14 protein-coding genes are annotated in these 11,969 nt (G+C 57.6%); all 14 read left to right on the top strand.

Annotation, left to right across the window (positions count from 1 at the left end):
• Positions 1-63 precede the first annotated feature (63 nt).
• Positions 64-1,023, top strand: coding sequence for a PorV/PorQ family protein (locus tag VHE12_01480; protein ID HVZ79453.1), 960 nt, complete (start codon positions 64-66; stop codon positions 1,021-1,023).
• Between the two features lie 166 nt (positions 1,024-1,189).
• On the top strand, positions 1,190-1,846 hold the full coding sequence (locus VHE12_01475) for a Crp/Fnr family transcriptional regulator (protein ID HVZ79452.1): 657 nt from the start codon (positions 1,190-1,192) through the stop codon (positions 1,844-1,846).
• A 127-nt stretch (positions 1,847-1,973) separates the two neighbouring features.
• Positions 1,974-2,948, top strand: a complete 975-nt coding sequence (locus VHE12_01470; protein HVZ79451.1) for a polyprenyl synthetase family protein — start codon at positions 1,974-1,976, stop codon at positions 2,946-2,948.
• Between the two features lie 103 nt (positions 2,949-3,051).
• Complete coding sequence (locus tag VHE12_01465) at positions 3,052-3,432, top strand: NADH-quinone oxidoreductase subunit A (protein ID HVZ79450.1); 381 nt, start codon at positions 3,052-3,054, stop codon at positions 3,430-3,432.
• Positions 3,423-3,962, top strand: a complete 540-nt coding sequence (locus VHE12_01460; protein ID HVZ79449.1) for an NADH-quinone oxidoreductase subunit B family protein — start codon at positions 3,423-3,425, stop codon at positions 3,960-3,962. The genes VHE12_01465 and VHE12_01460 overlap by 10 nt, the downstream gene beginning before the upstream one ends.
• Before the next feature lie 32 nt (positions 3,963-3,994).
• On the top strand, positions 3,995-4,468 hold the full coding sequence (locus VHE12_01455; GenBank protein HVZ79448.1) for an NADH-quinone oxidoreductase subunit C: 474 nt from the start codon (positions 3,995-3,997) through the stop codon (positions 4,466-4,468).
• Positions 4,452-5,585: an NADH-quinone oxidoreductase subunit D gene (locus VHE12_01450; GenBank protein HVZ79447.1), complete on the top strand. Its 1,134-nt coding sequence runs from the start codon at positions 4,452-4,454 to the stop codon at positions 5,583-5,585. Before VHE12_01455 ends, VHE12_01450 begins: the two co-directional genes overlap by 17 nt.
• Before the next feature lie 17 nt (positions 5,586-5,602).
• The gene (gene nuoH / locus VHE12_01445) at positions 5,603-6,688 is read left to right on the top strand and encodes an NADH-quinone oxidoreductase subunit NuoH (GenBank protein ID HVZ79446.1); all 1,086 of its coding nucleotides are present in this window, start codon (positions 5,603-5,605) and stop codon (positions 6,686-6,688) included.
• Between the two features lies 1 nt (position 6,689).
• Complete coding sequence (locus VHE12_01440) at positions 6,690-7,199, top strand: NADH-quinone oxidoreductase subunit I (protein HVZ79445.1); 510 nt, start codon at positions 6,690-6,692, stop codon at positions 7,197-7,199.
• On the top strand, positions 7,196-7,714 hold the full coding sequence (locus tag VHE12_01435) for an NADH-quinone oxidoreductase subunit J (GenBank protein HVZ79444.1): 519 nt from the start codon (positions 7,196-7,198) through the stop codon (positions 7,712-7,714). The genes VHE12_01440 and VHE12_01435 overlap by 4 nt, the downstream gene beginning before the upstream one ends.
• A gap of 2 nt (positions 7,715-7,716) precedes the next feature.
• Positions 7,717-8,031 (top strand): NADH-quinone oxidoreductase subunit NuoK, encoded by a 315-nt coding sequence (nuoK, locus tag VHE12_01430; protein HVZ79443.1) that lies wholly within the window; start codon positions 7,717-7,719, stop codon positions 8,029-8,031.
• A 57-nt stretch (positions 8,032-8,088) separates the two neighbouring features.
• Positions 8,089-9,981 (top strand): NADH-quinone oxidoreductase subunit L, encoded by a 1,893-nt coding sequence (gene nuoL / locus VHE12_01425; protein HVZ79442.1) that lies wholly within the window; start codon positions 8,089-8,091, stop codon positions 9,979-9,981.
• 17 nt (positions 9,982-9,998) lie between these two features.
• Positions 9,999-11,576, top strand: a complete 1,578-nt coding sequence (locus VHE12_01420) for an NADH-quinone oxidoreductase subunit M (protein ID HVZ79441.1) — start codon at positions 9,999-10,001, stop codon at positions 11,574-11,576.
• On the top strand, positions 11,573-11,969 hold a 397-nt coding region (locus VHE12_01415; GenBank protein ID HVZ79440.1), incomplete at its 3' end, for a hypothetical protein. The genes VHE12_01420 and VHE12_01415, both read left to right, overlap by 4 nt.

Raw genomic sequence — 11,969 nt, 5'->3', positions numbered from 1 at the left:
ATCTGCGTTGACGCTCTTTCAAGATGGGCGATATAATTTTTTCATCTTAAGGAGATCCATACCTTGAAACATTTCCAGACCGTTTTTTTACTTGTTCGGGGCCTTTTGGTCACCTGTTTTATCGTGGCGGCCCAGAACCTCTACGCCGGGGGGCCGGGCAGCACGGGGGCCGTTGAGTTGAAGATCCCGGTGGGGCCCCGTGCCATTGCCATGGGCCAGGCGTTTGTGGCGGTCGCGGACGACGCCAATGCCGTTTATTGGAACCCGGCGGGGTTGAACCAATTGGGGGGGACCCACATAACGGCCCAATACGACGTTTTCATCGAAACGGTCCGTTACCAATACTTGGCCATCGGAACGAAGTTGGGGAAGGACGCGGCCTTGGGGATCTCCGGGAAACTCCTTTCCACCGGCAGTGAGAATGAGATCGACTCGGGTGGGGTGCCTACGGGCAACACCTTCAGCGAAAGCTACATGGACATCGACCTGTCGGGGGCCTACCGGCTGAATTATTACCTCGATGTGGGTCTGACCGCCAAGTACATCAGCAAGAGCCTGGCCGGTGCCAGCGCTTCCTCCTTTGCCGCCGACCTGGGCATGCTTTATCGTACGCCCATTCCGCATTTAACGGCGGGGTTCAATATCCAGAACATCGGTCCTGGGATGAAGTTCGATCAGGTCGAGGATCCCCTTCCGCTGAACTTCAAGCTGGGGGTCGCTTACCGGATGTTCGACGATAATTTCACGCTCGCCTATGACACCAATATCCCCATCGATAACGCGGTGGCCGCCAGCCTGGGTGGTGAATATTGGTACAAAGATACCCTCGTGGGTCGTTTTGGCTACCAGTTCCAGGGTTCCATCGACCAGAACCAGGTTGGGATCGGTGGAAAAGCGGGTCTCTATCTAGGGGCCGGGATCAAGGTGGCCCTCTTCAACAATTACCTTGGCCTGGATTACGCTTGGACCGATGTCGGCTTCTTGGGCTCCAACCATCACTTCGCCCTCGATTTTTATTTCTGACCAATTCCCCGCATTGAGGACCACCGTCCATCTTGCCCGTAAAATAAGGGCTTTGTGGGTGATACCCGTTGCCTTCCGGGGGATTTCTCATATACTCGTTTTGCCCCAACGGGCCCGCTTTCCCGGATGGACGTTTTCCTAATTCATTCCTCCGTTCGAGGTTCTCATGAGCACTGAACAAGAAATATTCGACAAATGTGGCCGTAGTTACGATTCCAACGACGTGATCTTCCGGGAAGGGGACATGGGTAATGAGATGTTCATCATCCAATCCGGCAAGGTCAAGATCACGAAACAATTGAACGACGGGGCCGAGAAGACCCTGGTCATCCTCGGGCCCGGGGATTTTTTCGGCGAAATGGCCGTGATCGACAAGGATGTGCGTTCGGCCAATGCCATCGCGGCCGAGCCCTCGCGCCTCATCGCTTTGGACGAGGAAGTCTTCGAGATGCACATGCAGACCAATCCGAAGATCGTGAAGAAAATCTTGAAGAACCTCACGGCCCGGTTGCGGGACGCCAACCAGCAGATCGCGAACCTGATGATCAAGGATGCGAACCGGTTGGTGGCCAACACGATCCTCCTGGTGGTCCACAAACATGGGGAAGAAGGTTCGGAAGGGATCACCATGGACATTCCCTTCACGGTGACGGAACTTTCGAAAATGTGCGGATTGGACATCGCCAAGACCCAGGAGATCGTCCAAAAGCTCCTGAAGGCCAGGGTCATCCGTATGTCCGGCGATACCATCGTGGTGACAAGCCTGGACAGTCTTGAGAAATTCATCAAGTTCCTGGAAATGAAGGAGCAGTTCGGGGAATGAGCTTCGTCCCTCCGTGGCCCCGCCCTCGGGTGGGGCTTTTTTTTTGAGCCCCTTTGTGTGATGATGTCCTTTTCCAGCGGTCCATCACCCATCATCCCTACCGCCAACCCTTGAATCGGATTGCACCTTGATCCTGACCGAATTGACGGCCCCCATCCAAAGCGACCTGGACAAGGTCGAACGGACCATCGCCGAGACCCTCAAGACCGAGAATTTATTCATCCAACAGATGGTCGATTACTTGGCGCATTCCAATGGGAAAAGGATCCGCCCCGCCCTGGCCATTCTTTCCTCGAAGTATTGCGGGGAAGTTACGGATGCCACGATCGCCTTGGGTGCGGCCTTGGAAATGATCCATGTGGCCACCCTTATCCATGACGACATCATCGATAATTCGGAAACCCGACGGAAGCAAAAGACCCTCAATTTCAAGTGGGGCAATGAGGTCTCGGTGCTCATGGGGGACTATGTTTTCGCGGCTTCTTTTTACCTCATGGCCAAAAAACTCCCCAAGAACGTCATCAGCGCCCTGGCGGACACCACCAACATCATCTGCCGGGGGGAGATCTCGGAGACCTTCCACCGGTTCAACGCGGGCCTGACCCAGGACCAGTATTTCGAGGTGATCCGCGAAAAAACGGCCTCGCTCCTAGCGGCCAGTTGTCAGACGGGTGCCATGCTGTCCGGGGGCGACCGGCAGGAGACGGATTGCCTTCATCGCTTCGGACTGGGCATCGGCATGGCCTTCCAGGTCATCGACGACACCTTGGATTACACGGGCAAAGAAGCCAAACTGGGAAAACCCGTCATGAGCGACCTTCGCGAGGGGAAGCTGACGCTCCCGATTCTTTTGTGCATGGAATCCTGCAGCCCGGAAGAGCGGGAAAGGACGAAGGGGATCATCTTGGGCAAAGTAAAGGAAGAGGCCGACCTCGTTTTCATCCAATCCCTCGTTGACAAATATAAGGCCATTGAACGCTCCATTGCCCGGGCACGACAGTTCGTGGACGAGGCGAAGGGCGCTCTGGATGAATTGGGAACGGAAAGGTCCAAAGCGGAATTGATGCAGGTCGCCGATTTCTTGATCGACCGTGACTTTTAGATCGAAGGCGAAGCCGTGCCGAGAAGTTACACCTTGCAATTTAAAAAATGGAAGTGTATAGAATAGACGGTTTTCGCAGGCATCCCACCGAACGGAAGGGCGCATGCTCGAACAATACGGCTACGTTTTGGTCTTCCTCATCGCCGGTGTCTTCTTCATTCTCGGCGCCTTCGTCACCAATTGGCTCCTGGGTCCCAACGGCCTCCTGGGCCTACAATACAAATACCACCGCGAGACCCTGGTCGATACCTATGAGTGCGGCATGGAGACCTATGGGACCTCCTGGGTCCGGTTCAACGTCAGCTTTTACCTTTATGCCCTCCTTTTCGTCATCTTCGACATTGAAACCGTGTTCCTTTATCCCTGGGCGGTCTCTTTCCGGCAGCTCGGTCTTGCTGGTTTCGTGGAAATGATCATTTTCATCAGTATCCTGCTGGTGGGCCTGGCTTACGCGTGGAAGAAGGAGGCGTTGCGATGGGAGTAGGATTGAAAGGCCTTTCCAAGGGCGAGATCGAGATGATGGAGTCCGAAAGCAAGGTCCCGGGCCTCTGGACCCTGGACAAGGCGGTGGGTTTCATTTTCCGCTGGGCCCGCAAGAATTCCCTCTGGCCCTTGCAGTTCGGGACCGCCTGTTGCGCCATCGAGATGATGGCCACCGCCGCGGGGCGTTATGACATCTCCCGTTTTGGAGCCGAGGTTTTCCGGCCCTCCCCGCGTCAGGCGGACCTGATCATCGCCGCAGGCACCATCACCGAGAAAATGGGTTATGCCCTCAAGAAGCTCTACGAGCAGATGCCGAAACCCAGCTGGGTCATTGCCATGGGTAGTTGCACCATCGCCGGGGGCCCCTACTATTACGATTCTTATACGGTGGTGAAGGGGATCGATTCCTTCGTTCCGGTGGACGTCTATGTCCCTGGCTGTCCCCCACGTCCCGAGTCGTTGTTGCATGGCCTGATGGCCATCCAAAAGAAGATCGAGGACGAGCCGATCTTCCGCCGTCGCATCGAATAGAACGCATAAGACCAATTTCGGGACCTGAACCAATGAACCTCGAAGAGCTCAAAACCAAGATCGAAACGGATTTCAAGGACCAGGTCCAGTCCGTGGTCCTGTCCGCCCAAAAAGAGATCCTGATCACCGTCAAACCCGATCAGTACCTGACCCTTTGCAAGGCCCTGCGGGACCGCGCCGAGTACAAATTCCAGCACCTCTCGGACCTGACGGCCGTGGACTATAACAAAGAGAACAAGATCACGGTGGTCTGCCACCTTTGGTCCTACCATTTCGCCCATCAAGTCACGGTCAAGTTGGACTGCGACCGGTCCAATCCGAAGGCACCCACCCTTGTGCCAATATGGGAGAGCGCCAATTGGTTGGAAAGGGAAGTGTTCGATCTCTATGGGGTGGTCTTTGATGGCCATCCGGATTTGCGCCGAATCATGATGCCGGAAGACTACGTCAAGTATCCCTTACGGAAGGATTTCACGGATGACGGATTTATTGTTAAGCCAAATTAAGGGCTCGACCGAATCCTCCTTCGGGACGGACGAGTACGTCGTCAACATGGGCCCCCAGCATCCGGCCACCCATGGAGTGCTCCGTTTGGTGGTCAAACTGGATGGAGAGACCGTGAAGGAGACCATCCCGGTCTTGGGTTATCTTCACCGGTCGATCGAAAAGATCTGCGAGAACCGCACTTATTCCCAATGCATCACCTATACCGACCGGGTCGATTACGTCTCGGCCATGAGCGTTAACTTGGCCTTCGCGCTCGCCACCGAGCGCTTGATGGGTCTGGAGGCTCCTCCTCGCGCCCAATGGTTACGGATGATCTTCGTGGAGCTGCAACGTATCGCCAGCCACCTGCTTTGGATGGGTGCCTTCGCGGGGGACATCGGGGCCTTGACCCCCTTCCTTTACGGCCTGAGGGAACGGGAACGGATCCTGGATCTCTTCGAAATGACCTGTGGTCAGCGCTTGACCTACAACTACATCCGGATCGGCGGGGTCATGATCGACATCCTGCCCGAGTTCCCCGAGAAGTGCCGGGCCTTCCTTGACTACTTTGAGCCAAAGATCGCCGAATATGAGGGCTTGCTGACCTACAACCCCATTTTCCTGGAGCGCACGAAAGGCGTGGGGGTCATTTCCCCCGAACTGGGCATGAACGCTGGGATCTGTGGACCTTCTTTGCGGGGGTCGGGCGTCTCCTGCGACGTGCGGAAACAGCAACCTTACCTCTTTTATGACCAGGTGAAGTTCAAGGAGTGCCTGGAGATGGATGGGGATTGCTGGGCCCGTTATAAGGTCCGGATGAACGAACTTCGCGAATGCGTGTCGATCATACGGCAATGCCTGGATCGCCTGGAGCCGGGCCCCATCGAGACCAAATTGCCACCGGTCCTGAAGGCGCCCCCGGCCAGCGAGATCTATTCCCGTATCGAGTCCTCCCGCGGTGAAATGGGGATCTACCTGGTGGGTGACGGGACGCCCAAACCCTATAAGGCGAAGTTCCGCTGCGCCTCTTTCAGCAATACCTACATCCTGGACCAGTTGACCCGTGGCTGGAAAGTGGCCGACATCATGGCGGTGCTGGGAAGCCTCGATATGATCGTGCCCGAAGTGGACCGCTGAGTTCGAAAGGGAACTGAATGATCACCAGTGAGAAGATCGTCAACCTTGTGGCCGGGCTCCTGGCGCAACTTTATTCCGCGCTCGGTCTCCAAGGCATCGCGGGCATCCTGGACCGTGTGGTCTGTGCGGTCGTCATGTTCGCCCTGGTCTCGGGTTTCGTGACCTTCCTGGTCTGGATGGAACGCAAGGTCTCGGCCTGGATGCAAAGCCGGATCGGCCCCAACCGGGTCGGCCCCTTTGGGCTCCTGCAGACGATCGCCGACGCCATCAAGCTGACCACCAAGGAGGACGTCAAGCCGGCCAAGCGGGACAAGTTCCCCTATTTCATCGCCCCCATCCTGGCATTCGTCGCCACTTTCATGGGTCTCATCGTGGTGCCCTTCGACGATAAAGTGGTGGTGGCCGACCTCAATATCGGGGTCCTCTACATCATCGCCATCACCAGCTTTACCGTCATCGCGATCCTCTCGGCCGGCTGGAGCTCCAACAACAAGTATTCCCTTCTGGGCGGGTTCCGCTCGGCGGCCCAGATCGTCAGCTATGAGGTGCCTCTGGTCCTTTCGCTGGTCCCCATCATCATGATCACGGGGACCCTGAACTTCTCCAAGATCGTGGAATACCAGGCCCAGCCGGGGAATCATTGGTTCGTCTTCCTGCAACTGCCGGCCTTTTTGATCTTCGTCGCCGCCGCCACCGCGGAGGCGAACCGGGCCCCCTTCGACATTCCGGAGGCCGAGTCCGAACTGACCGGTGGCTTCCATACCGAGTATTCCGGCGTGAAATTCGCCATGTTCTTCCTGGGGGAATATATCGCCATCGTGGTCTCCACGGCCGTGGCCGCGACGGTTTTCCTGGGCGGGTGGTTGCCCGTTCACACCTACATCCCCTTCGTGGACCATCTGCTGGGGATGATCCCCGGCATTGTTTGGTTCGTCGGCAAGGTCCTGGCCTTGATCTACGTCATCATGGCCTTCCGCTGGACCTTCCCACGCTTACGGGTGGATCAATTGATGGATTTCGGTTGGAAAGTGCTGATCCCGATCGCGATCGTGAATATCCTGGTCACCGGCGGGATCGTGCTGGCCATGGGAGGGGGGAACTGACATGAGCGCCTTATACACCTATTTGAAAGCCATCGTCCTGGGATTGTGGAACCTCTTGGTGGGCCTTTCCATCACCTCGGGTTACGTCTTCAAGAAGAAGACCACCCAGCAATATCCCGAAGAGAAGCTTCCCTTGCCGGCCCGTAGCCGCAGCATGATCAAGCTCATTTATGACGGGGAAAAGGACCAGTTCAACTGCGTGGCTTGCATGATGTGCGCCAAGGCCTGTCCCAATAGTTGCATCAAGCTCGAAGGGGTCCGTGGTGCGGACGGGAAGAGGCGCATGACGACCTTCAAGCTCGATTTTTCCACCTGCATTTTCTGCGGTTACTGCGTGGAGGCCTGCGGGTTCGATGCCCTGACCTTCGTGTCCGAGGAATACGAGAACTCGGTCTATAAGCGGGGCGGGTTGCTCCAGGACGAACAGGCCATGAAGTGGGTCCGTCCGGCCCATTTGGCCCCCCAGACGGAAGAAACGGCGGCCCCCGCCGCCGCAGGAGCGAAAGCGTGACCCAGACCATTTTTTACATCCTATCGGCCGTCATCCTGGCGGGGGCCCTTTTGACCGTCACCCTCCGCAACCTTTATCACTGTGCCTTGGCCTTGGCCTTGACCATGTTCTGTATCGCGGGCGTCTATCTTTATTTGGGATGGGAGTTCTTGGCGGCGGTCCAGGTCCTTATCTATGTGGGTGCGGTGACGGTGCTCATCATCTTTGGCATCATGCTGACCCGGCGCGTCATGGATGAACACAATCCCGCCATGAACCGGCAGGTGGCCGGGGCCTTGCTGGTGGTGGCGGCCTTCGCCCTGATGCTTTACATGGCCATCCAATATTCCTCCTTCCAGTCGGCGGGGCTTCCCATGGTCACCGGAGCCTCTCCTTATGCCAATGACGTGGTCCTGCTGAGCGATGCCCTGCTCCAACGCCAGAATGGGTTCGCCTTCTCCTTCGAGTTCGTCTCGGTCCTCCTTCTTTCCGCCCTGGTGGGGGCGGTAGTCGTCGCGCGAAAGGACCCGGAATGACGATGACCAATATCCCGACCCTTCATTTCCTTTATCTGGCGGCCGGCCTTTTTTCGATCGGGCTCTTCGGGGTCCTGGTCCGCAAGAACGCCATCTCGGTCCTGATGGGCGTCGAACTGATGCTCAATGCGGTCAACATCAATTTCCTGGCTTTCGGCCGCTATTGGGGTCCGACGAGCCTGGGTGGTCCGGTCTTCACGGTCTTCGTCATCACCTTGGCGGCGGCGGAAGCCGCGGTGGCCCTGGCCATCATCATCGCCATCTACCGGCAGTTGAAGACCACTAATGTGGATGAGGCCGATCAGCTCCGGGGTTAAGCCCCGGCCCGTCGTTCGCCGATGCCGTTCCGTTCCAATTAACCGAAGAGGAAGAGAATGATCCAAATCGCCTGGCTGATCCCTGTAATGCCCGCCTTGGCTTACCTGGCCATTGTCCTTTTCACCAAACGTTCCAAGAACCTCTCGGCCGGCCTTTCGATCCTGGTCATGCTGGCCTGCCTGGGCCTCTCCATCGGCGTCCTCGGGCAGGTCTTGGGGTTGCCGGAGGCGGACCGGGTCGTTTCCATGAGCTGGAACTGGATCGATGTGGGGACCTGGCACGCCAACGTGGGCGTTTTGATCGACCCTTTGTCGGCGAACATGCTCCTCGTGGTGACCTTGGTGTCGTTGTTGGTGCAGATCTATTCGCTGGGTTACATGCACGAGGACGAACGCTTCGCGATCTACTACTCCTATTTGTCCCTTTTCACGGCCTCTATGCTGGTGCTGGTGGTCTCCAATAATTACCTCCAGATCTTCATCGGCTGGGAGTTGGTGGGTCTTTGCTCTTACCTCTTGATCGGCTTTTGGTATTTCAAGCCTGAGGCCGCCGAGGCTTGTAAGAAAGCCTTCGTGGTCAACCGGATCGGGGATATGGGCTTCCTCATGGGGGTGATCACCATCGGGATGCTGTTCCAGACCTTCGACTTCCAGGAGGTCCAGAAACTCGTTTCGGAGGGATTGGCCAACGGTTCCATCAACAGCGGTTATGTCATGGGCATCGCCATCCTGCTCTTCTGCGGGGCGGTAGGGAAGAGCGCCCAGTTCCCCTTGCACGTTTGGCTTCCGGACGCCATGGAAGGTCCTACCCCTGTTTCCGCCCTCATCCACGCCGCCACGATGGTCGCGGCCGGTGTTTACATGGTCGCCCGCACCTATACCCTTTTCTCCGCCGATCCGCGTTCGATGATGGTGGTGGCCTATATCGGCGGCTTTACGGCCTTTTTTGCGGCTTCCATCGCCATCGCCCAGGACGACATCAAACGCATCCTGGCCTATTCGACCCTTTCCCAGCTTGGTTACATGATCCTGGCCCTGGGGGTCGGGGGCTATACCTCCGGCATGTTCCACCTGACCACCCACGCCTGTTTCAAGGCCCTGCTCTTCCTGGGCGCCGGCAGCGTGATCCACGCGGTCCACAACCAGGACATCTGGAAGATGGGCGGCCTTTGGCGGAAGATGGCCATTACGGCCCCGACCTTCCTGATCGCCAACCTGGCGATATCGGGGATCCCGCCTTTCGCCGGGTTCTTTTCCAAGGACGCCATCCTGGACGCGGTCAAGGAAAGCACCATTCCGGGTCATGAACTCCTTTATGGGGTCGGCGTCTTCACGGCTTTCCTCACCGCCTTTTACATGTTCCGGCTCTTCTTCGTGGTCTTCCTGGGCGAGGCCCGGGACCACCATGCCCATGACCACGCCCATGAGTCGCCCCTTTCCATGACCTTCCCATTGCTGGTCCTGGCGGCCCTTTCTTGTTGCGTCGGCTGGTTGAATTGGCCGGGGGTGGACCTTTATTCCAAGTTCGTCCATTTCGGGGAAGCCCATTTGGAAGGCGCTCATGATTTCACGGAACTGCTGGGAGGGGCCTGGCTTTCCATCCTGGTGGCGTTGCTCGGTATCGGGCTCGCGGCCTGCTTTTACTGGTTCAGGATATTCTCGGCGGAGAAGGTGGCCCGACAATTCGAGCCCATCTACCTGTTGCTGAAGAACAAGTACTATTTCGACGAAATGTATGGTTGGTTCGTCCAAAAGGTCGTCTTCGGTTTCGCCTCCCTTTTCCACTGGTTCGACGAGGAAGTGGTGGATGACGGCATGGTGGACGGGTCCGGCTGGATCACCCGCCAGGCCGGGGCCATCCTCCGCCTGACCCAGACCGGCCAGGTCCAGAATTACGCCTTGGTGATCTTCGGTGGCATTGCCGCCATCTATCTTTTGATGAGCTTTTAACCCCGGAGGAGACCCGAATGCCCCAAGTTCTAGCCGCCATCCTGATCCCCTTCGTGGCGTCCCTGGCCCTGTTCCACGCCCCGGGGGCCGGGTTCAGTCTCTTGCCGCCCTTGACCGCTTTCATCCTGATCCCGAACATCGCCGCCCTCCTGGTCCTGGCCACGAAGGATAGCTGGGCCAAATGGATCAGCCTGGTCTGCGCTTCGCTCGAGCTTGGGGTCGCCCTGAACGTCTTCCACGGCTACCAGGTCTCCCAAGGCGGGTTCCAGATGGTGGAAGAGGTGTCTTGGCTGGCGAATTTCGGCATCAAGTACCTCCTGGGCGTGGACGGTATGAGCACCCTGATGGTCTTCCTGGTGGCCTGTGTCTATTTCGCCGGCTCGCTCATCTCCTGGAAGATCACTCTGCGGGTCAAGGAATACTTCGTTCTCTTTTCGCTCCTAGTGGGCGGGGTGGCGGGGGCCTATGAGAGCCTGGACCTGTTCTTCTTCTTCCTGTTCTACGAGTTCGCGGTGCTCCCCATGTACCTCCTGGTCGGCATCTGGGGAACGGGGCGCAAGGAATACGCCGCCATGAAACTGACCCTGATGCTCCTGGCAGGGTCCGCTTTCATGCTGGTCGGCTTCCTGGCCATGTACTTCACGTCGAACGTCCACACTTTCGATATCCGCATCCTGGGGGACCTCGCCCAGACCGGCTTCTCGAGCTCCTTCCAAAACTTTTGGTTCCCACTCCTGTTCCTGGGGTTCGGGGTCATCTCGGCCGTCTTCCCGTTCCACACTTGGTCCCCGGATGGTTACGGATCGGCGCCCACCGCGGCTTCCATGCTCCATGCCGGTGTGTTGAAAAGCTTGGGGGGCTATAGCGTCATCCGGGTGGCCCTTCCAGCCTTCCCCGAGGGGGCCAAGCACTGGATGCCCCTTTTGGTTCTCTTGACCCTGGTCAATATGCTTTACGCGGCCTTGGTGGCCTTGAAACAGAAGGACTTCAAGTATGTCATCGCCTATTCCTCGGTCTCCCATTGCGGGGCCATCCTTTTCGGGATCTGCACCATGCAACAGGCCGGGTTGAACGGCGCGGTCATCCAGACCCTGTCCCATGGGATCGTGGCGGCCATGACCTTCGCCCTGGTCGGGACGGTCTATGGAAAGGCCCATACCCGGGAATTATCCAAACTGGGGGGCTTGGGAGCCTGTATGCCCATTCTCAGCGGCCTTTTCGTGGCGGCGGCCATGGCCAATGTCGGGTTGCCGGGTTTGAGCGGTTTCGTGGGTGAGTTCCTGATCTTCCTGGGCGCCTACCGTAGCGGTTTCGCGGGAGGGTTCCCCATCTTCCAGATCCTTTTCCCGATCGCCATCCTGGCGATCGTGTTGACGGCGGTCTACTACCTTCGGCTGGTCCAAATGGTCTTTTACGGACCGGTCAAGGACCCGCACTATAAAGAAGAGGTCCAGGACGGGACCTTCATCGAGATCCTACCCATCGCCTTCCTTCTGATCGTTTCCCTGGCGGTCGGTCTTTATCCCAAACCCTTCGTGGATCTTTCCAACGCGGCCATGGGCCCCTTGGTCGACCACATCGGAGGCTTTAAGTGACCCTTCTTTCCTCGTTCCTTCCCGAACTTTTCCTGGTCGTTACCGCCTCCTTGATCCTTCTGGTCGACCTTTGGATGCCGAAGACCAAGGACCGGTTGGTCCTGGAGTTCCTAGCCGCCCTTGGCATCTTGGGCGCCTTGGCGAGCCTTCCTTGTTCCTTCAGCTATTGTTCCACCGGCGCCGTGCCGGCCTTCGGCGGGTTCCTGAGGACCGATGGTTTGGCGGTCTTCTTCAAGATGGTCATCCTCCTGGGGACCTTGCTCACGGTCTTGATCAGCCATCGCTTCTTCAAGGCCCAACCCACCCTCTATAAAACCGAATTCCTGGCCATCCTCCTTTTCTCGGCGGCAGGTGCCTCGGCGGTCGCTTCCGCCCAGGAACTCATCACCCTTT

The organism is bacterium, from assembly GCA_035549195.1.
Classification (GTDB): domain Bacteria; phylum Oederibacteriota; class Muellerivitia; order Muellerivitales; family Muellerivitaceae; genus DASZRK01.
The sequence above is the reverse complement of the archived record's forward strand: the minus strand, read 5'-3'. Positions and strand labels throughout refer to the sequence as shown.

Coding starts and splice junctions, on each gene's coding strand:
- VHE12_01465 (HVZ79450.1), top strand. CDS start 3,052: ATGCTCGAACAATACGGCTACGTTTTGGTCTTCCTCATCGCCGGTGTC.
- VHE12_01420 (HVZ79441.1), top strand. CDS start 9,999: ATGCCCCAAGTTCTAGCCGCCATCCTGATCCCCTTCGTGGCGTCCCTG.
- VHE12_01440 (HVZ79445.1), top strand. CDS start 6,690: ATGAGCGCCTTATACACCTATTTGAAAGCCATCGTCCTGGGATTGTGG.
- nuoL (HVZ79442.1), top strand. CDS start 8,089: ATGATCCAAATCGCCTGGCTGATCCCTGTAATGCCCGCCTTGGCTTAC.
- VHE12_01460 (HVZ79449.1), top strand. CDS start 3,423: ATGGGAGTAGGATTGAAAGGCCTTTCCAAGGGCGAGATCGAGATGATG.
- nuoK (HVZ79443.1), top strand. CDS start 7,717: ATGACCAATATCCCGACCCTTCATTTCCTTTATCTGGCGGCCGGCCTT.
- nuoH (HVZ79446.1), top strand. CDS start 5,603: ATGATCACCAGTGAGAAGATCGTCAACCTTGTGGCCGGGCTCCTGGCG.
- VHE12_01475 (HVZ79452.1), top strand. CDS start 1,190: ATGAGCACTGAACAAGAAATATTCGACAAATGTGGCCGTAGTTACGAT.
- VHE12_01455 (HVZ79448.1), top strand. CDS start 3,995: ATGAACCTCGAAGAGCTCAAAACCAAGATCGAAACGGATTTCAAGGAC.